The 24,717-nt window shown below is 73.1% G+C and carries 23 protein-coding genes; 17 read left to right on the top strand and 6 right to left on the bottom strand.

Going from position 1 to position 24,717, the window contains the following annotated elements; all coding sequences use genetic code 11:
- Window positions 1–192 precede the first annotated feature (192 nt).
- The 12 genes from ACLBYG_RS27375 (at window position 193) to ACLBYG_RS27320 (ending at window position 13,937) form a co-directional block, all read left to right on the top strand.
- Window positions 193–1,602, top strand: coding sequence for a carbohydrate porin (locus tag ACLBYG_RS27375; RefSeq protein WP_447683551.1), 1,410 nt, complete (start codon window positions 193–195; stop codon window positions 1,600–1,602).
- A gap of 274 nt (window positions 1,603–1,876) precedes the next feature.
- Window positions 1,877–3,385 carry an ATPase domain-containing protein gene (locus ACLBYG_RS27370; protein ID WP_447683550.1) on the top strand — a complete coding sequence of 503 codons (1,509 nt, stop codon included), beginning with the start codon at window positions 1,877–1,879 and terminating at the stop codon, window positions 3,383–3,385.
- Window positions 3,372–4,412, top strand: coding sequence for a sensor histidine kinase (locus tag ACLBYG_RS27365; protein ID WP_447683549.1), 1,041 nt, complete (start codon window positions 3,372–3,374; stop codon window positions 4,410–4,412). Before ACLBYG_RS27370 ends, ACLBYG_RS27365 begins: the two co-directional genes overlap by 14 nt.
- Window positions 4,413–4,554: 142 nt before the next feature.
- Window positions 4,555–4,917 (top strand): hypothetical protein, encoded by a 363-nt coding sequence (locus tag ACLBYG_RS27360; protein ID WP_447683548.1) that lies wholly within the window; start codon window positions 4,555–4,557, stop codon window positions 4,915–4,917.
- Between the two features lie 494 nt (window positions 4,918–5,411).
- A complete protein-coding gene (gene msuE, locus ACLBYG_RS27355; protein WP_056527229.1) occupies window positions 5,412–5,984 on the top strand; it encodes an FMN reductase in 573 nt (190 codons plus the stop codon).
- A gap of 8 nt (window positions 5,985–5,992) precedes the next feature.
- Window positions 5,993–6,964, top strand: a complete 972-nt coding sequence (locus ACLBYG_RS27350) for an aliphatic sulfonate ABC transporter substrate-binding protein (RefSeq protein WP_447683547.1) — start codon at window positions 5,993–5,995, stop codon at window positions 6,962–6,964.
- An 18-nt stretch (window positions 6,965–6,982) separates the two neighbouring features.
- Window positions 6,983–8,026 (top strand): sulfonate ABC transporter substrate-binding protein, encoded by a 1,044-nt coding sequence (locus ACLBYG_RS27345; protein WP_447683546.1) that lies wholly within the window; start codon window positions 6,983–6,985, stop codon window positions 8,024–8,026.
- Window positions 8,026–8,808, top strand: a complete 783-nt coding sequence (gene ssuC, locus ACLBYG_RS27340) for an aliphatic sulfonate ABC transporter permease SsuC (protein WP_447683545.1) — start codon at window positions 8,026–8,028, stop codon at window positions 8,806–8,808. The genes ACLBYG_RS27345 and ssuC overlap by 1 nt, the downstream gene beginning before the upstream one ends.
- Window positions 8,808–9,695 (top strand): ABC transporter ATP-binding protein, encoded by an 888-nt coding sequence (locus ACLBYG_RS27335; RefSeq protein WP_447683544.1) that lies wholly within the window; start codon window positions 8,808–8,810, stop codon window positions 9,693–9,695. Before ssuC ends, ACLBYG_RS27335 begins: the two co-directional genes overlap by 1 nt.
- 118 nt (window positions 9,696–9,813) lie before the next feature.
- A complete protein-coding gene (ssuD, locus tag ACLBYG_RS27330) occupies window positions 9,814–10,989 on the top strand; it encodes an FMNH2-dependent alkanesulfonate monooxygenase (RefSeq protein WP_447683543.1) in 1,176 nt (391 codons plus the stop codon).
- Window positions 10,990–11,130: 141 nt separating this feature from the next.
- Complete coding sequence (locus tag ACLBYG_RS27325; RefSeq protein ID WP_012318328.1) at window positions 11,131–11,400, top strand: hypothetical protein; 270 nt, start codon at window positions 11,131–11,133, stop codon at window positions 11,398–11,400.
- Window positions 11,401–11,681: 281 nt separating this feature from the next.
- Window positions 11,682–13,937, top strand: a complete 2,256-nt coding sequence (locus ACLBYG_RS27320; protein WP_447683566.1) for a cyclic nucleotide-binding domain-containing protein — start codon at window positions 11,682–11,684, stop codon at window positions 13,935–13,937.
- Between the two features lie 34 nt (window positions 13,938–13,971).
- Here the strand turns inward: ACLBYG_RS27320 and ACLBYG_RS27315 are convergent, their stop codons facing one another.
- Window positions 13,972–14,367: a DUF3307 domain-containing protein gene (locus tag ACLBYG_RS27315; RefSeq protein ID WP_447683542.1), complete on the bottom strand. Its 396-nt coding sequence runs from the start codon at window positions 14,365–14,367 to the stop codon at window positions 13,972–13,974.
- A gap of 344 nt (window positions 14,368–14,711) precedes the next feature.
- Here ACLBYG_RS27315 and ACLBYG_RS27310 point away from each other — a divergent pair, with 344 nt between their 5' ends.
- Complete coding sequence (locus tag ACLBYG_RS27310) at window positions 14,712–15,374, top strand: sigma-70 family RNA polymerase sigma factor (RefSeq protein ID WP_447683541.1); 663 nt, start codon at window positions 14,712–14,714, stop codon at window positions 15,372–15,374.
- Window positions 15,375–15,487: 113 nt separating this feature from the next.
- Here the strand turns inward: ACLBYG_RS27310 and ACLBYG_RS27305 are convergent, their stop codons facing one another.
- The gene (locus tag ACLBYG_RS27305; protein WP_447683540.1) at window positions 15,488–16,549 is read right to left on the bottom strand and encodes a GNAT family N-acetyltransferase; all 1,062 of its coding nucleotides are present in this window, start codon (window positions 16,547–16,549) and stop codon (window positions 15,488–15,490) included.
- 341 nt (window positions 16,550–16,890) lie between these two features.
- Between ACLBYG_RS27305 and ACLBYG_RS27300 the strand changes: the two genes are divergently transcribed.
- Window positions 16,891–17,664 carry a GNAT family N-acetyltransferase gene (locus ACLBYG_RS27300; protein WP_447683539.1) on the top strand — a complete coding sequence of 258 codons (774 nt, stop codon included), beginning with the start codon at window positions 16,891–16,893 and terminating at the stop codon, window positions 17,662–17,664.
- An 11-nt stretch (window positions 17,665–17,675) separates the two neighbouring features.
- On the opposite strand, the gene ACLBYG_RS27295 is transcribed toward ACLBYG_RS27300, so the two are convergent.
- Entirely contained in the window at window positions 17,676–17,993 is a 318-nt protein-coding gene (locus ACLBYG_RS27295; RefSeq protein ID WP_447683538.1) for a hypothetical protein, read from the bottom strand.
- Complete coding sequence (locus tag ACLBYG_RS27290) at window positions 17,990–18,718, bottom strand: SGNH/GDSL hydrolase family protein (protein ID WP_447683537.1); 729 nt, start codon at window positions 18,716–18,718, stop codon at window positions 17,990–17,992. The genes ACLBYG_RS27295 and ACLBYG_RS27290 overlap by 4 nt, the downstream gene beginning before the upstream one ends.
- 354 nt (window positions 18,719–19,072) lie before the next feature.
- On the opposite strand from ACLBYG_RS27290, the gene ACLBYG_RS27285 reads away from it, so the two are divergent.
- The gene (locus tag ACLBYG_RS27285; protein ID WP_447683536.1) at window positions 19,073–19,849 is read left to right on the top strand and encodes an SDR family NAD(P)-dependent oxidoreductase; all 777 of its coding nucleotides are present in this window, start codon (window positions 19,073–19,075) and stop codon (window positions 19,847–19,849) included.
- 4 nt (window positions 19,850–19,853) lie between these two features.
- Here ACLBYG_RS27285 and ACLBYG_RS27280 read toward each other — a convergent pair whose 3' ends face one another.
- A complete protein-coding gene (locus ACLBYG_RS27280; protein ID WP_026605197.1) occupies window positions 19,854–20,102 on the bottom strand; it encodes a hypothetical protein in 249 nt (82 codons plus the stop codon).
- A 238-nt stretch (window positions 20,103–20,340) separates the two neighbouring features.
- On the opposite strand from ACLBYG_RS27280, the gene ACLBYG_RS27275 reads away from it, so the two are divergent.
- Window positions 20,341–20,922 (top strand): PepSY domain-containing protein, encoded by a 582-nt coding sequence (locus ACLBYG_RS27275; protein ID WP_447683535.1) that lies wholly within the window; start codon window positions 20,341–20,343, stop codon window positions 20,920–20,922.
- A 246-nt stretch (window positions 20,923–21,168) separates the two neighbouring features.
- Complete coding sequence (locus ACLBYG_RS27270) at window positions 21,169–23,445, top strand: xanthine dehydrogenase family protein molybdopterin-binding subunit (protein ID WP_447683534.1); 2,277 nt, start codon at window positions 21,169–21,171, stop codon at window positions 23,443–23,445.
- 160 nt (window positions 23,446–23,605) lie between these two features.
- Here ACLBYG_RS27270 and ACLBYG_RS27265 read toward each other — a convergent pair whose 3' ends face one another.
- On the bottom strand, window positions 23,606–24,715 hold the full coding sequence (locus ACLBYG_RS27265; RefSeq protein WP_020094797.1) for an aldo/keto reductase: 1,110 nt from the start codon (window positions 24,713–24,715) through the stop codon (window positions 23,606–23,608).
- Window positions 24,716–24,717: the final 2 nt, after the last annotated feature.

Here is a 24,717-nt window from a genome sequence, read left to right as displayed (position 1 = left end):
ACACGAACGCGACAGAGCTAGGCAAGGCCGCGCGGTTGAGGGGGAGTCACGCATGGGAAAGCATCGGGGAAAGCATCGGGCAAAGCATTGGCGATGGGCCGCGCTGGCGTTCTGCGCCGCGTCGATCACGGCGGGCGCGGGCCCGGCGGTCGCGCAGGTCGAGGCGACGGCCCCGGACGGGGACCGGCCCCGGTGAATCCGGGACCGAAGGCGAGCCCGGCGCAGAAGGCCCGGTACCGGGCGAACCGCGCCCGGCGGCGGGTCATCCGGGAGGCGCGGAGCTTCTCGGGCGCCAGCAGCGCCGCCGCCAGCCTCGACATGCAGGGCAGCAGCGCGACGCCGCCCAGCCTGCCGCCGGGCACCCTCGATCTCGGCAACGGGATCAGCATGGTCCTGAACTACACGGGCGAGTTCGCCGCCAACCCGTCCGGCGGCATCCGGCAGGGATCGGCCTATGCAGGCCAGATCGCGTTCGGCCTCGACGCCGACCTCGGCCGCCTCGCCGGCATCGACGGCGGCTCGGTCCACACCGTCGTCACCCAGCGCCACGGCCGGAGCCTGGCGCAGGATGACATCGGCTTCAACGGCAGCGTGCAGGAGATCTACGGCGGCGGCCAGACCGCCCACCTGACGCTGCTGTCCTACGAGCAGAAGCTGCTCGACAACCGCCTCGACTTCGAGGTCGGCCGCCTGCTCGCCAACCCCAACTTCCTGGCCTCGCCGCTCTACTGCAACTTCCAGAACAACGCGACCTGCGGCGCGCCCAAGTCCATCTTCAAGCTGACGAACTTCACCTACTGGCCGATCGCCACCTGGGGCGGCCATGCCAAGGCCTGGGTCACCGACAGGGTGTTCCTGCACGCCGGCATCTACGAGGTGAACCCGCGCGACCAACTGCCGACCCGGAACGGCGTCGACTGGTCGACCAGCGGCGCCACCGGATACCTGGTGCCGGTGGAGGTCGGCTACTCGACCAATTTCGGCAACGACCCGCTGCCGCGCAACTACAGCATCGGCGCCGTGTTCGACCGGTCGGACTACACGGATCCCGTGCTCGACCGGCGGGGCGGCGCGCAGGTCTTCAGCGGCCTCGATCCGCTGACCCGGTTCGGCCGGTCGGCGGTCTACGCCCGCTTCGACCAGATGGTCTGGCGGCCGGATCCGAACGGCGTCCAGGGCCTGTCGGTGTTCGGCGTCGCGATCGGCGGGACCGGCGGACGGCAGACCCAGGATTACTTCCTGGAGGGCGGCGCCGTGCTGACCGGAACCTTCCCGGGCCGGCCCTACGACACCCTCGGCCTCGTCTTCGCCATGGAGAAGCTCTCGCCGCTGGGCACGGCCAACATCCGGGCGGCGCGCGCGTCGCTGGGGCTCGGCACCCGGACCGTCGAGTCCCTGCAGACCATCCTCGAGCTGAGCTACGGCATCCAGCTCACCCCGGCGGTGCGGCTGATGCCGAACCTGCAATACGTGATCGACCCGGACCAGACCCGCTTCCCGTTCCGCCCGAAGCCGATCCCGGACGCCTTCGTGATCGGCGCGAAGCTGTCGGTGGACCTGTTCACCCTGGCCGGCCTCGCGAAGGGCCCGGGCAGCCAGTGACGCCCTGACCGCCCCGGCGCCCGCCCCCTGCGGGCGCCGGGCCTTCCGACCTGACCGGGGGAGGGGCCGTCCCGCGGCCGCGAGGCCCGTGCGCGCCGGTTCCCGGACCCGCGGGGGGCAGCGGCCGCGCCGCGCGCCCGTCGGGCAGGCGCGCCGTGCCGGCCGCGCGTTGGCGTTTCGCGCTGCGCGCGGCTTCGTGTACGAGACCGGGCTCCGCGTACCGTCGCGCGGTCGACGGGCCGCCCGCCCGTGGAACGACGGCAGAGACCTCGACATGGCAGTGACCGATCACGACGCGGCACCGGTCTCCACCGGGGTGACCGGCCTCGACCACATCCTGGCCGGCGGCTACGCGTCCCAGCGCTCGCACCTCATCGAGGGGCGGCCCGGATCCGGCAAGACGACGCTGGCGATGCAGTTCCTCCTCGACGGCGTGCGCCGGGGCGAGCGCTGCCTGTACATCACGCTCTCGGAGAGCCGGCGCGAGCTCCTGAACGTCGCGGAGCGCCACGGCTGGTCCCTCGACGGCATCGAGATCTGCGAGCTCGTCGCGCCGGAACTCAGCCTCGACCCCGGGCAGCAGCAGAGCCTCGTCCACTCGTCCGACCTCGAGCTCGGCGAGACCGTCCGCATGGCGATCGCCGAGATCGAGCGGCTCAAGCCGCAGCGCGTGGTGTTCGACAGCCTCTCGGAGATCCGGCTGCTCTCGCAGGGATCGCTGCGCTACCGCAGGCAGGTCCACGCCCTGCGCAGCTTCCTGCTCATCCAGAACACCACGGCGCTGCTCCTCGACGATCTCACCGCCGAGACGGACGACCTGAACCTGCACAGCCTCAGCCATGCCGTGATCCGGCTGGAGCAGCTCGCGCCCCTGTACGGCGGCGAGCGGCGGCGCCTGCGCGTGATCAAGATGCGCGGCACGCCGTTCCGGGGCGGTTTCCACGACTACGTCATCCGGCGCGGCGGGCTCACGGTGTTCCCGCGCCTCGTCGCGGCCGAGCATCTCGGCACCTTCCCCGACGACCAGTGCGGCACGGGCAGCCCCGAACTGGACCAGCTGCTCGGCGGCGGCCTCGACCGGGGCACCAGCACGATGCTGATCGGACCGTCCGGCGTCGGCAAGTCGACGGTGGCGCTGACCTGCGTCACCGCGGCGATCGCCCGCGGCGAGCGGGCGCTGATCCTCAGCTTCGACGAGACCACCGGCGTCCTCAGTCGCCGGGCCCGCGGCCTCGCCATGCCGGTCGACGACGCGATCGCCGCCGGATCGCTCATCGTCGAGCAGATCGACCCGGCCGAGGTCTCGCCCGGCGAACTCGCCGACATCGTCCAGAACGCGGTCGAGCACCGGGGCGTGACGACGGTCGTGATCGACTCCCTGACCGGCTATCACAACGCCATGCCGGAAGAGAATTACCTGCTCCTGCAGATGCACGAGCTGCTGACCTACCTGAACCAGCAGGGCGTGCTCTCGCTCCTCGTCCTGGCCCAGCACGGCATGATCGGGGCGATGGGCGCGAATGTCGACCTCACCTACCTCAGCGACACGATCCTGCTGTTCCGCACCTTCGAGGCCGACGGGCGGCTGCGGCGCGCGATCTCGGTCGTGAAGAAGCGGACCGGCAGCCACGAGGACACGATCCGCGAATTGCGGATCGACTCCGGCGGGATCCGCGTTGGCGAACCGCTCAGCGCGTTCCGAGGTATCATGACCGGCGTTCCGACATTCGAGGGTGAGCGGTCGTCGCTCCTGCCGACCCGCGCGGCTGATGACCGAGGCTGAACTGCCGGTTCTCATCTTCGCGCCGGGTGGCCGCGACGCCGCCGTCGCCGCGGCGATCCTCGGCGAGGCGCGGATCGCGACACAGGTGTGCGCCAGCCTCGCGGACGTGGTGTCCCGGCTCGACGCGGCCGCCTGCGCGGTGCTCACCGAGGAGGCGCTGCTGTCCTCGAACCGCCAGGCCCTGGCGGACTGGATCGCCGCGCAGCCGCCCTGGTCCGATTTCCCGTTCATCCTCCTGCGGCTGCGGGGCGCCGAGCCCAACGCGCAGCTGACCGACATGCTCGGCAACGTCAGCGTGCTGGAACGCCCGTTCCACCCGGCGACGCTGGTCATGGCGGCCCGCTCCGCCCACCGCGCCAAGCGCCGGCAGCTCGAGGCGCGCGCCCATCTGGAGGAGCGCGAGCGCACGACCGAGCGGCAGGCGCTCCTGATCCGCGAGCTGCATCACCGGGTGAAGAACACGCTGGCCACCGTGCAGGCGCTGCTCGGGGCCTCGGCCCGGTCAGCGACCAGCGTCGACGCGTTCTACGCGTCGTTCTCGGCGCGGGTGATCTCGCTGGCCAAGACCCACAATCTCCTGACCGAGGATTACTGGCAGCAGGCGCCCTTGCGCGAGATGCTGATGAACGAGCTCGGGCCCTACAACGACGTCGAGGGCGCCCGCATCCAGCTGGACGGCCCCGCGATCGACCTGATGGGCGACCTCGCGGTCCCGACCGGCATGGCCATCCACGAGCTGACGACCAACGCGGCCAAGCACGGCGCCCTGTCGGTCCCGGAGGGCCGGATCGCGATCCGGTGGGATATCGAGCAGACGCCGGCCGCCCGCATGCTCCACCTCGACTGGACCGAGCGAGGCGGCCCGGCCACGGCGGCGCCGACGCGGAAGGGCTTCGGCTCGACGCTGCTGCAGCGCGTCCTGAAGGTCCAGTGCCAGGCGGAGATCGCCTTCGATTTCCAGCCGGCCGGGCTGCACTTCACCATGCGGGCGCCGCTGCCCGAGACGCGCGTCGTCCCGGCCTACTGAGGCCGTCCGGGTTCCGGACCCGGCGCCGCGCCGGTCGCGGGGTGTGCGCTTTCACACAGAAGTGTCTTGCGTTCCGCAGCCCTGATCGAACTTATCGCAGGTGCGAGATTTGGGATGTCGCAGCACAGCGATATGTCTTGCGATGAATAGATTTGCTCCTCTCGTGGCGGCCGCACTGGCCTGGGCCGTGTTCGGCACCTGGGCCGAAGCCCGTCGCTCGTCCTTGCAGAAGGACGTTCCGGCGCTCCGCCCGGGGATCGAGGCCGATCTGGCCGCGAGACACTGTCCGGCCGTCCGGATCGACACGGAGCGCTTCCGTCAGTTCTCGCGCGAGAACCATCTGAATCACGCGGACTTCTTCACGAAGAAGCGCTCGGTCGCCCTGCAGCACGACCTCGACGCGGAGCTGGCGCAGCTCCGCGAGCATCCGGAGGAGGCCTGCGCGCAGATGTGGACCAAGTACGGCGACGACGGCACCGTGCAGCACCTCCTCGTCCGCAAGTAGGCACCGCCTTCCGATCCGGAGCCGCCCGGGCGCGTCGTCGATGACGGCGGCGATGACGGCGGCGATGACGGCGGCGATGACGACGCTGACGACCGCGAGGGTGTCGGAGCGGGCGGCGTTCCGGTCGCGCCGGATTCCCCCGCCGCCCCGGATCCCGGGCTTGGCGATTCGGTTCCAGGTCCGCCCACGTACCGAGAACACGCTTCTCCCGCCCGGCGCTCCAAGAGAATAAAACCCCGCCCCTCGCGCGGATGAACCGCCGGCACGCAAGATCTCGCGCCCGTTCCGCGCGGCGGTCGAGATGAAATTCCATATTGGACGCCCGGTTTCGGGGAGAACGTTTTTCCTTCACCGGGCAATTGGGAACGCCGTTTCATTGACGGCGGAAGTCGCAGCCATCAATTCTAGCGGCCTGTTCGGATGTCCGGCCGCGCAACCTCCGCTCTTCGGAGACGGTGCGGTCCGTCATCCTGTCTCACAGCAAGGCATCCGGAATGACACGACCGAGACTTGTCGGGCTGAGCGCCAACGTGCAGCGGCCCTCGAAGACCCGCACGCTGGTGGATGCCGTGCTCCGCGAGGCCAGCGCCCAGGCCTCTCTCGACGCGGAGATCCTCGACTTCGTCGATGCCGGGACCGGCCTCGGCGCCGCCTGGACCCGGGACCAGCTCTCGCCGGCCGCGCGCGGCGTGCTCGCGGCCATCGAGGAGGCGGACGGGCTGGTCGTCGGCTCGCCGGTCTACAAGGGCGCCTATACCGGCCTGTTCAAGCACCTGTTCGACCTGGTCGATCCGGGGGCGCTCGCCGGGAAGCCCGTGGCGATCGTGGCCACGGGCGGCGGCGCGCGCCACGCCCTCGTGGTCGAGCACGCGTTCCGGCCGCTCTTCGGCTTCTTCGGGGCGCTCCAGATCCCGACCGCGGTCTACGCCTCCGATCCCGATTTCAGCGACGGCGCGCTGACGGAGGCCGGGGTGCGCGCCCGCGCCCGCGAGGCCGGCGGGCAGCTCGCCGCGCTGCTCGTGCACCGGGCGGCCGCGGCGCCGCTCACCCTCGCCGCCGCCGAATGAGCCGGCCGATGCTCGACCGTCGCGCCTTGCTGGCCGCCCTCGCGGCCCTGCCCCTCGCGCCGGCCCTCACCCCGGCGTTAGCCCCGGGCGCCCGGGCGGCCGAGCCCGGCGTGCTGCGGATCGGCTACCAGAAGAACGGCATCCTGGTCGTCGCCAAGCAGCAGAAGATCATCGAGAAGCGCCTGGAGCCCCTCGGATACGCGGTACGCTGGGTCGAGTTCTCCTTCGGGCCGCCGCTGCTGGAGGCCCTGTCGCTGGACGGGATCGATCTCGGCCAGACCGGCGACGCCCCGCCGATCTTCGCCCAGGCCGCGCGCTCCAACCTCGTCTACGCGGCCGCCCAGGAGGCCGGCGGCTCCGGCGCCGGGATCCTGCTGCCGAAGGGCTCGGAGATCCGCAGCCTCGCCGAGCTCAAGGGCAAGCGCGTCGCCTTCGCCAAGGCGTCGAGCTCCCACAACCTGACCATCGCGGCGCTGGAGAAGGCCGGCCTGAGCTACGCCGACATCGAGCCGGTGACGCTGGCGCCCGCGGACGCCGCGGCCGCCTTCGCCCGGGGCAGCATCGACGCCTGGACGATCTGGGACCCGTACTTCGCCATCGCCGAGCAGGGGGAGGGCGTGCGCGTGCTGGTGCGCGCCACCGACGTCACCCCGCAGAACAACTTCTTCCTGGCGAGCCGGCCCTTCGCGGAGAGCCGGGCCCCGGTCCTCACGGCGGTGATCGACGCCCTGGGCGAGGTGGCGGCCTGGTGCACGCAGAATCGCGGCGCAGTGGCGGAACTCCTGTCGCAGGGCACCGGCGTGCCGCTGGCCGCGACGCGGCGGGCGGTGGACCGGACCGACTACGTGATCGGACCGATGACCGACCGCGTCGCCGCCGAGCAGCAGCGGGTCGCCGACCGCTTCCACGCCCTGAAGCTGATCCCCAAGCCGATCCGCATCGCCGACGCGGTCTGGACGCCCCCCGCCCGCAACGGCTGAGACCGACCGCAGAGAGCCATGACCGACCGATCGCCCCGCGCGCTGTCCCTGTCATTCGCCAGCGCCCCGAACCGCCGCCTCCTCCTGTCCGCCGGCCTCGGCCTCGCGGCGGCCGCGCTGCTGCGGCCCGCCCGCGCGGCCGGCAGCATCCGGATCGGCTACCAGAAATACGGGTCCCTCGTGCTGCTGAAGGCCCGCGGCACCCTGGAGAAGGCCCTCCAGCCCCTCGGCACCGCGGTGGCGTGGTCCGAGTTCCCGTCCGGCCCGCCGCTCCTGGAGGCGCTGAATGCCGGGGCGATCGATTTCGGCTCGGCCGGCGAGGCGCCGCCGATCTTCGCCCAGGCGGCGAGCCCGGAGCTGCGCTACGTGGCCGCCGAGCCGCCGGCACCGCGGGGCGAGGCGATCCTCGTGCCCAAGGACAGCCCGATCCGCAGCGTCGCCGACCTGCGCGGCAGGACCGTCGCCCTCAACAAGGGATCGAACGTCCACTACCTGCTGGTGCGCGCCCTGGAGCAGGCGGGCGTCCCCTACGACGCGGTGACGCTCGCCTACCTCGCGCCGGCCGACGCCAACGCCGCCTTCGTGCGCGGCTCCGTCGATGCCTGGGTGATCTGGGACCCGTTCCAGGCCGCCGCCGAGCGCGCCACGGGCGCCCGGGTGCTGGTCGACGGGCGCGGGGTCGACGGGCACGCGCTCGCCCCCAACCGCCAGTTCTACCTGTCCCGGCGCGGCTTCACCGACACCAGCCCCGCGATCGTCTCGGCCGTGCTGCAGGCGATCGGGGAGATCGACGCCTGGGCCGAGGGCCATGCCGACGCCGTGGCGGCGGAACTGGCGCCCTCGGTGGGCATCCCCGCGCCGGTCCTCGCCGTGGCGCTCGGCCGCCTGTCCTACGGCGTCGCGCCCCTCGACGCGGCCGCGATCGCCGACCAGCAGAAGGTCGCCGACAGCTTCCACCGTCTCGGGCTCCTGCCGAAGCCCGTCCGGGTCGCCGACGCGGTCTGGACGCCGCCCCGGCCCGCGGACGCCCTCAAGTCCGAGAAGCGGACGGAGAACCGCTGATGCGCCCCTCCAAGCTCGATCGCCTGCGGGACTCCGCGGTGCCCTGGCTGCTGCCGGCCGCCATCCTGCTGGGCTGGCAGGCCGCGGTCTCGGCTGGCCTCGTCTCCAACCGCTTCATGCCGGCGCCCCTCGACGTGGTCCAGGCCGGCTGGGAGGCCGGGCGAACCGGGGAGCTCTGGACCAATCTCGGCGTCAGCACCCTGCGGGCGCTGGCGGGCTTCGTGATCGGCGGCGGCATCGGCTTCGCGCTCGGCCTCGCCAACGGCCTGTCGCGCCTGTCGGAGCGGCTCACCGACACCTCGGTGCAGATGGTGCGCAACGTGCCCCACCTGTCGCTGATCCCGCTGGTGATCCTGTGGTTCGGCATCGGCGAGGAGGCCAAGCTGTTCCTCGTGGCGCTCGGCGTGTTCTTCCCGATCTACGCCAACACCCTGCACGGCATCCGCTCGGTGGATCCGGGCCTCGTGGAGATGGGCCGGGTCTACGGCATGTCCCGCACCGAGCTGTTCACCCGCGTGGTGCTGCCCGGCGCCCTGCCGTCGATCTTCGTGGGCCTGCGCTACGCGCTGGGCATCATGTGGCTGACGCTGATCGTCGCCGAGACGATCTCGGCCTCGTCGGGGCTCGGCTACATGGCCATGCAGGCCCGGGAGTTCATGCTGGTCGACGTCGTCGTGCTGGCGATCCTGATCTACGCCGCCCTCGGCAAGTTCGCCGACGCCCTGACCCGCCAGCTCGAGCGCGCCTGCCTCGCCTGGAACCCCGCCTACAGGAGCGCCTGATGCTGCTCGACGCCGTCCGCCGCGAGGCGCTTCCCGACCCGAGCACGGATCTGCGCCCGTCACCCGGCCCCGCCCCGGGGCACAAGCAAGCGGATCTGCCCGCGGAGCCGCCCGCGGATTCGCCCCCCTCGCCGCCGGCCCGCGGGATCGCCGTCACCGTCCGCGACCTGGACAAGAGCTTCGACGGCACCGCCGTCATCGAGGGCCTGAACCTGTTCCTGCCGGCCGGCGGGTTCACCGCGGTGGTCGGCCGCTCCGGCTGCGGCAAGAGCACCCTGCTGCGCCTCATCCTCGGGCTCGACACGCCCACGGGCGGGCGGATCGACCTGGAGGGGCCGGAACGCTCCCCGCGCCGGTCCGAGCCGCCGAAGCGGATCATGTTCCAGGAGCCGCGGCTGCTGCCCTGGGCGCGGGTCGTCGACAACGTGGCGGTCGGCCTGTCGGGGCACGGCTCCCGGGCCGAGCGCCGGGAGCGGGCGCTCGCGGCGCTCGCCGAGGTCGGCCTCGCCGACAAGGCCGGGCAGTGGCCCGCCACCCTGTCGGGCGGCCAGCGCCAGCGCGTGGCCCTGGCCCGGGCGCTGGTGAGCCGGCCGGGCCTGCTCGCCCTCGACGAGCCGCTGGGCGCCCTCGACGCCCTGACCCGGATCGGCATGCAGGACCTGATCGAGCGGATCTGGCGGGCGCAGGGGTTCACCGCGCTCCTCGTCACGCACGACGTCGCCGAGGCCGTGGCGCTGGCCGACCGCATCCTCGTGGTCGAGGCCGGACGGATCGCCCTCGACCTGCGGGTCGACGTGCCGCGGCCGCGCCGGCGCGGGGATCCGGACCTCGCCCGCCTCGAGGGCCGCATCCTCGATCACCTGCTCGGATCGCAGCCGACCGCCTGAACGCGGGGCCGCCCTTTCCCGGAAGCGGCGGCCCGCCCTAGCTCTCGACGATCACCGGATCCGCGCAGTCGGGTCCGGCTGTTCCGCATCCGGCCACCGGGCCGCACAGGAGATTCCGATGACAGCAGCCAATGACGGACGCGCCGACGTCCTCTGGTTCCTGCCGACCCACGGCGACGGCCGCTATCTCGGCGCGCGGGAGGGGGCCCGGGACGTCTCGCTCAGCTATCTCCGGCAGATCGCGCAGGGGGCGGACGAGCTCGGCTATTACGGCGTGCTGCTGCCCACCGGACGCTCCTGCGAGGATTCCTGGATCGTCGCCTCGGCACTGGCGCCGCTGACCAAGCAGCTGCGCTTCCTCGTGGCGGTGCGGCCGGGCCTGATGGAGCCCTCCGCGGCGGCCCGCATGACCGCGACCCTCGACCGGATCTCGGACGGGCGCCTCCTGATCAACGTCGTCACCGGCGGCGACCCGGTGGAACTCGCCGGCGACGGCGTGTTCCTGTCCCACGACGAACGCTACGCCGTCACCGACGAGTTCCTGACGATCTGGCGCGGCCTGCTCGCGGGCGAGACCGTGACCTTCCGGGGCGATCACCTGCGCACCGAGAACGGCCGGCTGATCTTCCCGCCGGTGCAGAAGCCCTACCCGCCGCTCTATTTCGGCGGCTCGTCGGCGGCCGGCATGGCGGTCGCGGCCGAGCATTGCGACGTCTACCTGACCTGGGGCGAGCCCCCGGCCCAGGTCGCCGAGAAGATCGCCGCCGCCCGGGAGGCCGCCGAGGCGAAGGGCAAGATCTTCTCGTACGGCATCCGCCTGCACGTCATCGCCCGCGAGACCGAGGCCGCGGCCTGGGAGGCCGCCGAGCAGCTGATCTCGAAGCTCGACGACGCCACCATCGCCAAGGCGCAGGAGACCCTGAAGCGGCAGGATTCCGTCGGCCAGAGCCGCATGATGGCGCTCCACGGCGGCAGCCGCGACAAGCTCGTGGTGGCGCCGAACCTCTGGGCCGGCGTCGGCCTCGTCCGCGGCGGCGCCGGGACGGCGCTGGTCGGCTCGGCCGACCAGGTCGCCGACCGGATGAAGGAGTACATCGATCTCGGGATCGACCGCTTCATCCTCTCGGGCTACCCGCACCTGGAGGAGGCCTACCGGTTCGCCGAGCTGGTCTTCCCGAAGCTGCCGCTGCGCGCCACGACCGGGCGGCCGGCCGGCAATGCCCGCAACGACGGCCCGTTCGGCGAGATCATCGCCAACGACCTCGTGCCGACCCGCCGCGTCAGCGCGCACTGACCGGCGGCCCCGCCGGCACGGGGCATGGCTGATCTGCGTTCGGGCAGCCCGGACGTCATGGTCATGCCATCCTTGGCGCCCATCCGCACCGCCCATCGCCGCGCGACCCGCTCGCGCGGCCTGGACGAGCGTAGGATTTCGATGACTTCGACCAAGACGGCCCTCCTGGCCATCGGTCTGTGCCTCGGCCCCGCCGCGGCCTTCGCGGAGCAATCCCCGGCCCGGGAAGCCCTCAAGCAGTACTGCACCGGCGACTACATGGATTTCTGCAGCGCCTACGCGCCGGGCGGCCCGGAGGTCGAGGCCTGCTTCAAGGCCAACCTCAAGAAGCTCTCCCCGAACTGCTCGGCGGCGATCACCGCCTACAAGAAGGAGCAGCGGGCGACCAAGCGCGTCAGCGAGGCGCGCTGAGGGCCGAACGCCCGTCGCGGCGGCCGCGACCCGGGAGCCCCCGACGGCGCGGCGGATCGGCCAATCCGCCGCGCGATCCACCGCGGCGATCCCACAATGCTGCCGCGCGGAAGCGGCCTGCACGATAATTTAAGCCGGCGCCTGCCATCGGTTGAGAACTGGCGTGGCCAAGGTCAGGTCCTGCGATTCGGCGACGATCCGTGCGCGTGATCGCACGGGATCTGCCCCGGGATCTGCGATCTCCGCGCCCATCGGGATTTCGAGACGCGGGTACCGTGCCGATGACGACAACCGACCTGACGTCCGCCGGGACCGCATCCCCGGCCGGCGGTCGCGCGGCGATCCTGCGCGGGGCCCGCATCGGAGCGGCGGCGGCCGTCACCGTGATGGTGCTGCTCCTCGACCTCATCAGCTACTCCCAGCTCATCTTCTCGGGGCCGCTGGTGGAGAGCCGCGCGGCCGGCCTGTCGGCGCTGCTCGCGGCCTACGTGCTGGGCAGCCTCGTCTTCATCGCGCTCCGCCGCACCGCGCGGATCTCGCTGTCCTTCATCGGCGCGGCCGCGATCGTGCAGGCGGCGATCGCCGCGGCGGTCGCCGGGCAGCTCGAGGCCGCGGGCGTCACCGATCCGGAGACGGTCGGCCAGCTCGTGCTCGTCGCCTGCGGCGTCTCGACCTTCGCCACCGGCGTGATCTTCGCGCTGCTCGGCACCCTGCGGGCCTCCCTGCTGGTGCAGCTCCTGCCCTACCCGGTGCTCGCCGGCTTCCTCGGCGGCGTCGGCCTGCTGTTCCTGCGCAGCGGCGTGCAGATCGGCGGCCATGTCGACGACCCGCTCGCGGCCCTGCTCCACGCCGTCGATCCGGCGAACCTCGATCCGGGCCGGATCGATGCCGGGGCGCTCGCGCGCATCGCCCTGACCCTCGTGATCGGGTTCTGCGCCTTCTACCTCCCCCGGATCGTCCGGCACTGGGGGACCTACCCGACGGTGATCCTGTCGAGCCTCGCGGTGGTCCATATCGGGCTGGCCTGGACGGGCACCAGCGTCGCCGCCGGGCAGGCATCGGGATGGCTGATCGAGCCGCTGCCGACGGGCACGCTGCTGCGGCCGCCCGCCATCGGCAGCCTGACGGCCTTCGATCCGCACCTGCTCCTGCCGATCTGGCCCAAGATCGCCACCCTGGTCGTCGTGGCGGTGATCATCCAGATCCTCTACGTGGTGAGCGTCGAGCTGGAGATCCGGCGCGACCTCGACATCGACCGGATGTTCGTCGCCTCGGGCGCCACCAACCTGGTCGGCAGCGTGTTCGGCAGCTCCGCGATGGGCTTCGGCCGGACCTCGACGCTGCTGCTGCACAACATCGGCGGCGGCCACTGGCTCGGCTGGTGGCTGACCCTCGCGGTCATGGCGGCGCTCCTCATCGTCGGCGCGAGCCCCCTGGCGCTGCTGCCCCGCCCGCTGGCCGGCGGCGCCCTGATCGCCATCGGCATCGGGCTCCTGTTCAACCTCGGCGTCGCCAGCCGGACCCTGCCGGGCTGGGAGATCGCCATCGCGCTGGTCGTGTGCACCGCCACCGCGTATTTCGGGGCCACCACGGGCTTCCTCGTCGGCGTCCTGCTGGCGATCCTGATCTTCGGGGTCCAGTACGGGCAGATCGGCGCGATCCGCCGGTCGCTCTCCGGGGCGGACCGGCGCAGCAGCGTGATCCGCGGCCCCGACGCCGCCGCGCGGCTCGAGGCGGCCGGCGGCCGGACCCGGATCTACACCCTGCAGGGCTACCTGTTCTTCCTCAACGCGCAGGCGATCTTCCGCCGGGCCGCCGCGGAGGCCGGGGATCTGCGCGTGCTGATCCTGGATTTCCGCGAGACCGTGGGACTCGACAGCTCGGCGCTGATCGCGTTCCGCAAGGTCGGCCAGCTCGCCGAGCAGCGGCGCTTCGAGGTGCTGCTGGTCCACGTGGATCCGGTCGCGCGCCTGCTGATCACCCGCAACGGCCTCACCGCCGACCCGCGTGTCCGGATCCTCGACACGCTGGACGAGGCCCTGCGCGCCGCCGAGGCGACGCTCCTGGCGGAGGCCGGCGGCGCCGGCCCGGGGGAAGTCGCCGTCTTCGCCCGGCACATGGCCGACCGGCTCGGCAGCACGTTCGGCCCGGACGACTTCGCGCCCTACCTGACAGTCCGCGAGCTCGCGGCGGGCGCGGCGCTGATGCGCCAGGGGGAGGCGGCCGATGCCCTCTACTTCCTGGAGCAGGGCCTCGTCTCCATCGAGATGGAGGTCCCCGGCCGCGGCAACCTGCGCCTGCGCACCACCACGGCCGGCACGGTGATCGGCGAGATCGCGCTGGTCCAGGGCGGGCGGCGCACCGCCACCGCCGTCGCCGAGAGCCCCTGCCGGGTGGTCGTCATCGACCGCGCCGCCCTCGCGCGGATGGAGCGGGAGCGCCCGGACCTCGCGCTCGCCTTCCAGCGCTTCCTGATCCTGGAACTGGCCGGCAAGGTCTCCGACACGAACCGGCTGCTCGAGGCCGAGATGCAGTGAGGCGCCCGGCGGCGCCGGCTCTCCCGGTCAGGGGTCAGGCCGCCGCCAGCACCACGGCGAGCCCCAGATGGGTGACTTGGTGCAGGAATTGGTCGATGCCGATCAGCCACCAGAACCGGGCGTCCGTGGGCGGCAGGCTCGTCCGCCGACCGACCAGCACCTTGCCGCGATCGATCCCCGTGTGGATCGCGAAATCGACGAGCGCCAGCCACCACAGGGCCGGCTTCACCGCCAGCGCGATCAGCAGCGTGCCGAGGCCGTGCAGGCCGGTATGGGCGCAGAGGGGGGCGAGCCAGGCGGACGACCGCTGCTTGCCCTGCGCCATCCAGTTGGTCTGAAGGAAGAAGTCCGCCGCGAGGTGCTTCACGGCGAACGCCAGGACCAGCAGCGCGAAGGCACCCACCGGGACGAGCGTATCGACGGACGGCATCGCGGCCCTGGCTCTCCTGCCGCGATCCTGCGGGGACGGGTTCGGCGGCGCGCACCGCGCCCCGAATCGAGGAAGCGCCAGCATACACGCGCCGACGGACCCTGGCGCGAGCGGAAATCCGGCGCGGCCGCCGGCCCGATCCCGGGCGCGGCACCGTTGGATTCAGGATCCGGAATGACTTCCCGCCCTGCTGCCGGGCGCGCCACCAGATGTTTCCTCTACTCCCTCAGGCATCCGGCAATCTGTCGAGTTTTAATAATTCCAATCCACGAAGATAGACGTTGTTACACAGAACAGCCGCGTGTTACGCGTCGCACCCGCACGCGCCGTGCTGATGGGAGCTTGTGAGCGGGACAGTGGCGACCTGGAACTGCGACGCCGGTCCCTCCGGCCACGGGATCGCCGCGGTTCCGCCGGGCCGGCCCGGCCGCCCTCCGCCCGGCGGGTCATGGAACCTCGCGGCGTTCGAGCCCCATCGCGCCGCCTATCTGGCGCGGGCGCGCCGCATCCTGGGCTGCCCGGCCCAGGCGGAGGACGTCGTCCAGGACGTGCTGCTCCGGCTGATCGCCGATCCGCCCCCGGCCGAGACCGCGATCCAGGCCGCCTATGTCGGGCGGATGGTGCGCAACCTCGCCCTGGACCGGGCGCGGCGGCAGGGCCTCGAGCGGCGCCTGTTCACCGGCCTCGACGCCGCCCCGGACGCGGCCGATCCCGGCACCGGCACCCCCGAGGCGGCCGCGGCGTCGCGGGAATCCCTGCGGCAGGTGGAGGCCGCGGTGGCCGAGCTGCCGGAGCCGGTGCGCACGGTCTTCCAGCTCCACCGGGTCGAGGGCGTTCCGCAGATCGAGATCGCGGCCCGGCTCGGGGTCTCGCGCGCCCTGGTGTGCGGCCTCGTGCGCCGCGGCCACCTGCACTGCCTCGCGGCCCTCGACCGGCGCTGCGCCGCCTGCCCGGCGCGCGCCGAGGCCCCAGGCCGGCAGCGGCGCCGGACCGCGCCCGTCAACTAGGACCTCGGCCGCGGCCCGGCGCAGGCGATCATCAGCGCGCCGGCGACGGGCCCGTAGGCGGGGGCGGGGGCGGGGGCGTCACCGGACGCGCACCCCTGTTCGCGGAGGGCGGTCTAGGCGGGCACCGCGGGAGGCCGCGGCACGGCGTCGGCGGCGGCCGCCCCCGGTACCCAGAGCCGGTCGCGCACGAAGTGCTCGCGCGACAGCGCGACCAGGGCCGCGCGCTTGTGGGGGAAGTCGACGGTCGCGATCGTCGCGAAGCCGGAGCCGTGGAGGTTCCGGATCTGCTGGGCGTGATCGGCCCGCGGCTCGCCGACGACGCGCTGCGTGCGCGGCTCGTCGAGGAACAGGTAGTGCATCAGCGACGGCAGCCAGGCCGAGAGCGCGGGCCGCCCGCGCACGGACGCGTCGCCGATCGCGACGTGCCAGCCGCGGTCGTAGGGGCCGGCCTCGTAGAGCGGCCCGAGGCGGCTCTCCCGCGCCCAGTACAGCTCGAAATAGCCGAACGGCCTGCCGTCGAGGCAGCCGAACAGCGGCAGGGTCGCGGGGTCGGCCTGGAGCCCGGCGATGTAGGCGGCGTGCGCCTCCAGGGTACCGGTCTCCTGCCAGATCGCGGCGATGCGGGGGTCGTTCATCCAGGTCGAGAACAGGGCGACGTCGCCGGGCTCCGTCATCGTGCGGAAGCTCAGACGCCGGTCGAGCCACGGGATCGCCCGCGCGTAGACTGTGCCGGCGTGCGTGCGGGGCCGCAGCGGGTGGCGGCGGCCGGCCGTGGCGGTGAACAGCTCGGGGAAGGGCGGCCGGACCCGCGGGAGCCAGCGGGCGGCGCATTGCCAGAGGAGCCCCGGCAGGATCTCGACCCCGTCGCCGTCACCGAGGGGCCGGGCCGCGCCGAGGTCGAGCAGCCGTCCGGACGTCGCCGGATCGGCCGCGACGACGATGCGCAGGACCTGCATGTCCTGGGCGGTCAGCGCCTCGGCGCGCGCCAGGATCGCCTCCGCGGCCGCCGCCGGCGCGACCGGCTCGGCGAGGCGGATCACCGGCACTTCGCGAGTCCCCTCCAGGGTGAGGGGCACCGGCGCGGCGTCCCGCGAGGTTTCCCGCGCCCCGTCATCGCACGTCCTCGGGGGATGCGCCCCCGCGTCGCGCATCCGCTGGCTCGAAGCGTCCGTCATCCGTCCTCCGCGCGTCGCCGGCACCTCCGCGTCGCCGGCACCTCCCTGACGGATGGGCCCGTCCGGCGTTCAGAGGTTTCGTGCGGGCGCCGTCCGCCGGCGCCGGGTGCGACAGCATGAACGGCGCCCCGCCTCAACCGTCACTCCGTCGAAGCCCGAGCGGCGCAGGAGCGAGCGGATGGACAGGCACGGCCAGGAGGCGGGCGCGGACACGGCTGCGGAGGCAGGTCCGGGCACGGCCGGGGACACGGCCGGGGACGCAGCCAGGGACACTGCCAGGGACACTGCCGAGGCCCGGGCGCCGTCCCCCGCGCGAGCCTCCGCTCGGACGGCCGCCTGACATGCAGGCGCCCGAACCGACCTTCGAGACCCTGCGCGACGCCCATGTGGCCGCGCTCACCGGCTCCCTGATCGACGGCGTCGAGCACGGCCCCGGGGGCGCCGGCTACGTCTGGTCGCGCAGCATCCCGGACCCGACCGTGAACTTCGCCTTCGGCGTGCACCGTCCCGACCAGTTCGCCTGGGCGGGCGCGGCCGCCCTCGGGCGCGCGCGGGCGCCGGCCTTCCTGGCCCGGGACGACGGCGAGATCGCGCTGCTGCGCGCCCTGTTCGAGCCCGCGATCCTCTACCCGGCGCGCTGGATGGTGGCGCGGGAGCTTCCGGCGCCGGCCCCGGCCGGCAGCGCCGTCACCGTGCAGGCGACGCCCGCGCCGGGGCCGGATTTCGAGAGGGTCTTCGCCCACCTGTCCGACGCGCCGGGCGTGCGGACGCATCTGCGCCGCTACTACATCCCGGCGCTGCGCGCGGCCCGGGGCCGGCACGGCCTCGTGACCCTGCACCTCGTCCTGCGCGACGCCGCCGGCCCGGCGGCCTGCGCCAGCCTCTACCTGCGCGGCGAGACGGCGGGCCTGTACAATGTCAGCACGCGGGCCGACCGGCAGCGCCGCGGCCTCGGCACCGCCGTGATGGTCGCGGCCCTGCGCGAGGCGCGGGCGCGGGGGGCCGCCCAGGTCTTCCTGCAATGCCCGGCCGACGGCAGGACCGAGGCCCTCTACGCGCGGGCAGGCTTCCGGACGGCCTGCGCGCCGACCCTGCTGTGCACGACCCCGCCCTGATCCGGACCCGCTCAGAACGGCTCCGCGCCGTACCCGTCGGGCGTGAGGCCGAGGACGAACCCGATCTCCGCCTCCGCGTCGCGCAGGACGAGCGCGCTGGCCGGGCCGGTCACGACCTTGCCCCGTCCCTCGATCCGGGCGCCGTAGCGACCGCGGGGTTCGAGGGCGGCCAGCGCCGCGAGGGCACGGCGCACCGCCCGCGGGTGGCGGACGCCGTTCTCGTCGCGCCAAGCCGCCTCCTCGCCGGGCCAGAGCCGCTGGGGCAGGTGCTGCACGCCGGCGGGCGCGGGCGGCCGCAGGGCCGCGGCGAGGCGCGCGCGGAGCCTCACGGCCGGCCGATCCAGGCGGCGCGCAGGATCCGCAGGGGCGCGGCCGGCACGGGCCTCCGGACGGGCGCGAGCGGGAGCGCATCGAGCACCACCGCGCTGGCGAGCGCCGCGGCCAGGGGTGCGTAGTCGGCCAGATGCACGCCGTCCCGGTGGAGGCCCGGACCGGCGAGGCCGCCGGTGCCGGATCGCCACGGCGCGAACGGGTCGAAGAAGGTGCGGCCCCCCGCGGCGCAGAGTGCCGCGAGGCGATCCGAGAAGACCGCGACGGCGGCGGGATCGCGCCCGGTCGCCCCGGCACCGATCGGCGGGATCGCCGCGACGAAGACCTGCGCGGCCCAGGCCTCCAGGCGGCGCAGGATGTCCCGGACATCGGCCTCGAACCGGTCGACCACCCGGGCCCGCTCGGGATGGCGCCAGCGCTGGATGTCGTTGGTGCCGATGATCAGCACCGCGGCCGCGCAGCGGACCGGGACGCACAGCGCCGCGAGCTGGCGGCCGCAATCGGCCGCGGTGCTGCCGCCGACCGCGACGTTGATGCAGGGCCGGCCGCCGAGATCCGGCGCGCCGACGAGCTCCGCGTGGGAATTGCCGGCGAGCAGCACGCTGCCGGGCGCGGCCGCCCGGAGGACCGCGCGGATGCCGGGACGCCGCTCGGCGAAGCGGTGCCCGACGATCCGCCCGTGCCGCCAGTGCCGGGCCGCATTCTCGATCCAATGGGCGTCCATGGCTGTCCTGATCAGGCGTGAGGGAGCGGCCGCTCCCGGACAGCCGGGACCGGAGGATGACGGGCGCAGGCCGGTCCGCGGCCCGGATACAGGAAACGACAGGTCACGCGCGGCCGAACGACTTGCCGCCACGCGACGGATCACCGGATAAACTTCGCAGAAACACGCGTTGATATGATCCCGTACATCGGATCGTCTTCATCCCGTATATGTGGGAAAAAATCACACGTCAATCGCGGCGCGGGCGCGATCGGGCGCATGTGCCGGGCCGGACACCTTCCGGCGGCCGCGGCGCCGCGCTACCTCGGGACTCGCGGGGCGCCGTCGGCCGCCCGGGAGCGGCGGGGAGCCAGGATGGCGAGCGCGATGATCAGGGACCGGGTCTTCATCGTCACGGGCGCGGGCTCGGGCCTCGGGGAGGCGGCGGCGCGGGGCCTCGCGGCGGCGGGGGCGCGGGTGGTCGTGGCCGACATCGCCCGGGAGGCCGGCGCCCGGGTGGCGGCGGACCTCGGGGCGCAGGCCCGCTTCGCCGAGACGGACGTCACCCGCGAGGCGGACGGCGCGGCGGCGGTCCGGACGGCGCTCGACGCGTTCGGGCACCTCCACGGGCTGGTGAACTGCGCCGGCATCGCGCCGGGGGAGAAGGTGGTCGGCCGCGACGGGCCGCACCGGCTCGAGACCTTCGCGCGGGCGGTCTCGGTCAACCTCGTGGGCACGTTCAACATGATCCGGCTGGCCGCCGACGCCATCGCCCGCGAGGCGCCGGACGCGGCCGGCGCCCGGGGCGTGATCGTGAACACCGCCTCGATCGCGGCCTTCGACGGCCAGATCGGGCAGGCCGCCTACGCGGCCTCGAAGGGCGGGGTGGTATCCATGACCCTGCCGATCGCCCGGGAGCTCGCCCGGCACGGCATCCGGGTGGTCACCATCGCGCCCGGCATCTTCGAGACCCCGATGATGGCGGGCCTGCCCCAGGACGTGCAGGACACGCTCGGCCAGAGCGTGCCGTTCCCAGCCCGCCTCGGCCGCCCGTCGGAATACGCCGACCTCGTCCGGCACATCTGCGAGAACTCGATGCTGAACGGCGAGACCATCCGGCTCGACGGGGCGCTGCGGATGCCGCCGCGCTGACGGCTCAGCCGATCGACACGCTGGTCAGCACCTCGGCGGCGCGGCGGACCTCGGCGGCGATCATCTCCTCGCTCGGGCCGTCGATCGGCAGGTCCGACAGGATCGCCGCCACGTCGCGCTTCACGTCCTCGCGGATCTCCGGGTTCTCCTCGGAGAGGCGCCCGATCAGGACGCCGAGCACGATCTCCAGGGCGGACAGCTTGGCGTGCAGGCGGGTGAACTCGTCCAGCGGCTCGGGCTCGTGCGCGGTCATGGCCTGCTCCATCGGGGGGATGTCCGCCGTCCCCGCGGGGGCGCGCCGGATCGTCCGCGTGTCATACAGGGGCGCCGGCCGTCCGTCTCGCCGGGCCGTCGGCCCCGCGCGGCCCCGGGCGCCGACCCGGCTCCGCCCGGGCGACGGGACCCGAATTTTTTCCCGATCGCGAGCAACCGGATTTCCGGACCCGACGTTTCACGCATCCGTGAACGAACCCGCGAAGGGACACACCGCCATGATCACCCGTCTCACCGCCGCAGCCGGCCTCCTGGCCCTCTCCACCGGCCTCGCCCTGGCCCAGACGCCCACCGCGACGCCCACCGCGACGCCCGCCGAGCCCGCCACCAAGGCCGACAGCAACATGAAGGAGTGGCAGGTCGCCAAGGTCGCCAAGGTCGGCCTCGCCCAGGCGCTGGCCACCGCCGAGTCGCAGGGCGACGAGAAGGGCGGCCGCGCCATCGACGCCGACTTCGAGAAGGCCGGCAGCAAGGATCCGGCCCACTACGCGATCAAGGTCGTCTACCCGAGCGGCAAGCTCGTCGAGTACGGCATCAACGCCGACACCGGCGCCCTCTACAAGACCGAGAACCAGCCGTTCGAGCGCTACTTCACCCGGCTGAAGGCCTCCGACTTCCAGAACGCCAAGACCTCGCTGAAGGACGCGCTGGCCATCGCCGAGCAGAAGGCCGGCGGCGGCAAGGCCTACGAGGCCGAGGTCGAGAAGGACGGCTCCTCGGTCCAGTACGAGATCAAGGTCGCCGGCGCCGACAAGGAGCAGGAGGTCAAGGTCGGACCGGACGGCAAGGTCCTGAACTGAGATCTAGGGCTGCGGCGGTGAAGGCTGCCGCAGCCCGCTCCGTCCTTGCGAGCGGAGCGAAGCAATCCAGGCAGCGCCACGCTTATCCAGGGCGCGCTGCCCTGGGTCGCTTCGCTTCGCTCGCGATGACGACTGGGTCCGTTCGGTTGCTGCATCCTGTCGCTCCACCGTTCGGGGAGCCGTAAAGTCCCCACGGCGCTTTTCCTTTGCGATGCGGCCCGAGGGGCCGATGACGGGGAGGGCGGCATGGACGCGGGCGCGCTGGAAACCGACGACCATCTCGGCCGCTCCCACCCCCGGGTCGAGGGCCCCGACAAGGTCACCGGCCGGGCCCTCTACAGCTCCGACCTCACCGGCCCGGATCGGGGCACGGCCCACGCCGCCCTGGTGACCAGCACCATCGCCCGGGGCCGGATCACCGGGTTCGACCTTGAGGCCGCCGAGCGGGTGCCGGGCATGCTCGGCATCTTCACCCACCGGGACTTCGCGGGCGCGGTCCGACCGGTGAAGCACCTGATGGCCGGCGGGTACGCCAACAGCTCGCACCGTCCGCTCGATTCCGACACCGTCGCCTATGCCGGCCAGATCGTGGCCCTCGTGGTCGCCGAGACCCTGGGCGCCGCCGAGGCGGCGGCCGGTGCGGTGAAGGTCGCCTACGCGGAGGAGCCCGCCGCCGGCGGCTTCGACGCCACCGGCGCCGAGACGGTGCGCCTCGCCGACCTGAAGGCTCAGCACGAGGATATCGCCCGGGGCGACGCCGAGGCGGGTTTCCGGGACGCGGCCCTCCGCGTCGAGGCGCGCTACGCGACGCCGGTCCAGCACCACAACCCGATCGAGCTGTTCACCACCCGGGCCGCCTGGGACGGCGAAAGGCTCACCGTCCACGAGCCGACCCGCTACGTCGGCGCCGTGCAGCACGGGCTCGCGGCGCAGCTCGGGCTCGATCCCGCGCAGGTGCGGGTGGTGGCGGGGCTGATCGGCGGCCATTTCGGCTCGAAATTCGCCCTGTCGCAGCACACCGCGCTGGTCGCGCTCGCGGCGCGGCACCTCGGCCGGCCGGTCTCGCTGGTGCCCAGCCGGCGACAGTGCTTCACCATCGCCAATTATCGGCCGGAATCGCGCCACCGCATCCGACTCGGCGCCGACCGGACGGGCCGGTTCACCGCCCTGGTCCACGAGGCCGAGACCGTGACGTCGCGCTTCGATCCCTTCGTCATGGAGGGCGCGGAGGTGACGGCGAGCCTCTACGCCTGCCCGAACATCCGCACCGAGGAGCGGGCCGTGCGGGTCGATCGCAACACGCCGGGGCCGATGCGGGCGCCCCCGGAGGTGCCGTTCCTGTTCGCCCTGGAGAGCGCCGTCGACGAGATGGCGGTCGCGCTCGGCATGGACCCGATCGCGCTGCGCCGCCTCAACGACACGGCGGTCGATCCGGTCTCCGGAAAACCGTTCTCGACCCGGCCGCTGATGGCCTGCTTCGACGCCGGCGCGAAGGCCTTCGGCTGGTCGCGCCGGGTGCCGCGCCCGGGCGCGATGCGCGACGGGCCCTGGCGGGTGGGTCTCGGCTGCGCGACCTCGGTGCGGCCTGCCAAGATCGCCGCCGCGACCCTGCGGGTCCGGCTCGGCCCGGACGGCGCCGCGGAGGTCGCCTGCGCGCACCACGAGATCGGCAACGGCATCACCACGCTGCTGGCGATGGGCGCGGCGGACGGGCTCGGCGTGCCGGTGGAGCGGGTCACCGTCCGGCTCGGCGACACCGACCTGCCGGCGGCGGGGATCTCGGGCGGGTCGAGCACGACCACCAGCCTGATGAGCGCCCTGGCGCTCGGCTGCCGCCAGATCCGCGAGAGCCTGGCGCAGGCCGCGACCGGGCAGGGCGGACGCCTCGCCGGCCGCGATCCGGGCAGCCTGCGCCTCGCGGGCGACCGGCTCGCGGCGCCGGACGGGGCCGGGATCGCGCTCGGCGAGGTCGTCGGCCCGGAAGGCGTCGAGACGGTCGCGGAGTTCGTGCCCGAGGGCGGCGACCGGGAGAAGGCGCTCGCGGGCCTGCGGCAGGGCCATATCGGGCTCGCCCTCGGTGGGGGCGGGAAGGCCGTCTCCTGGGGCTTCGGCGCGCAGTTCGCCGAGGTCCACGTCCACGCCGAGACCGGGGAAATCCGCGTCGCCCGGCTCACCGGCGCCTTCGCGGCTGGGCGCATCCTCAACCCGCTGACCGCGCGGAGCCAGCTCACGGGCGGGATGATCTGGGGCCTCGGCTCGGCGCTGCTCGAAGAGACGGTGGTGGACGGCGCCGCCTACCGCAACCCGGATCTCGCCGAGTACCTCGTCCCCACGGCGGCCGACGCGCCGGAGGTGGAGGCGCTGCTGGTGCCCGATCCCGACGATCAGGTCGACGCGCTGGGCCTGAAGGGCCTGGGCGAGCTCGGGATCATCGGGGTGAACGCGGCCATCGCCAACGCGATCCACCACGCCACCGGCCGCCGGATCCGCAGCCTGCCGATCCGGCTGGAGGACGTGGCGTGAGGGGCTGACTCTCCTCCCCCTTGCGGGGAGGAGTTTGGGGATCGCAGATCCCGCGTGGGGGTGGGGCCGGAAAGGGCTCGGCGGTTCCTTCTGAACCACCCCCACCCCTAACCCCTCCCCGCAAGGGGGGAGGGGAATATCGGACGCGCTTGCCCGCCGCCTACTCCATCGTCGGCGCGAGCTTCTTCACGCTTGCCACGTCCTCGCCGAGCCACGCCGCGTTCTTGGCGGTGCCGTCGAAGGTCGCGCTCGTCTTGAACAGCTCGTACTTGCCCTCCAGCGCGTAGGGCTTCGAGCGCGACAGCAGCTCGGCCACCGTGGCCTTGTCCATCGGCTTGAAGGTCTTCACCGCCTCGAAGGCTTGGTCGAGGTCGCGCTGGTTCTGGATGCCGGTGATCACCACCGAGACCGGCAGGTTCAGCGAGAAGTGCAGGTACTCGAGCGGCTTGATCGGCGCGTCCGCCTTCAGGATCACCCCGTCGCCGAAGGTCTTCATGGCGAGCGGCGCGATGCCGTTCTGCACGAGATAGGGCAGGACGAGGTGGCTGAACGAGCGGAAATGCGCGTCCATCACGTTGACCGGCATCTGCACGGCATCGAAGTGGAAGCCGCGCTCGGCGGCGACCTCCAGCATCTGCAGGTGGATGCGCGGGTCCTTGTGGCCGGTGAAGCCGATGTAGCGCAGCTTGCCCTGCTTCTTCGCCTCCAGGAAGCCCTCCATGGCGCCGCCCTCGGCGAAGACCCGGTCCGGGTCGTCGTAGCGCAGGATCTCGTGGTGCTGGACGAGGTCGATCCGGTCCGTGCGCAGGCGCAGGAGCGACTGGTCGATCTGCTTGAGCGCCTCCTCCTTGGTCCGCCCGTCCATCTTGGACATCAGGAAGACCTTGTCGCGGTACCCGCCCTGGGCCAGGGCCGCGCCCATGCGCAGCTCGGAGCGCCCCTCGTTGTAGTCCCAGCAATTGTCCATGAAGGTGATGCCGCGGTCGATCCCGGCATGGATCAGCCGCGTCGCCTCGTCGTCCGTCACGGCGCTCTTGCCGAGATGGAACCCGCCCATGCCGATCGCCGAGATCTTTTCGGAGCTCTTCCCGAACGACCGGTAGAGCATCTCGCCCCGGCGCTCGCCGGGATCGGTGACGAAGGGCAGGTCCGCGGGGTCCTGCGGGCGGTTGCCCGGGAGGACGGGAGCGTTCACGGCCGCACCCGCGCTGCCGGCGCCAGCGAGGCCCGCGCCGAGCACGGCGCCCTGGAGGAAGCTGCGGCGTTCCATCG

It is taken from the genome of Methylobacterium sp. D53M, from assembly GCF_053345625.1.
The sequence above is the reverse complement of the archived record's forward strand: the minus strand, read 5'-3'. Positions and strand labels throughout refer to the sequence as shown.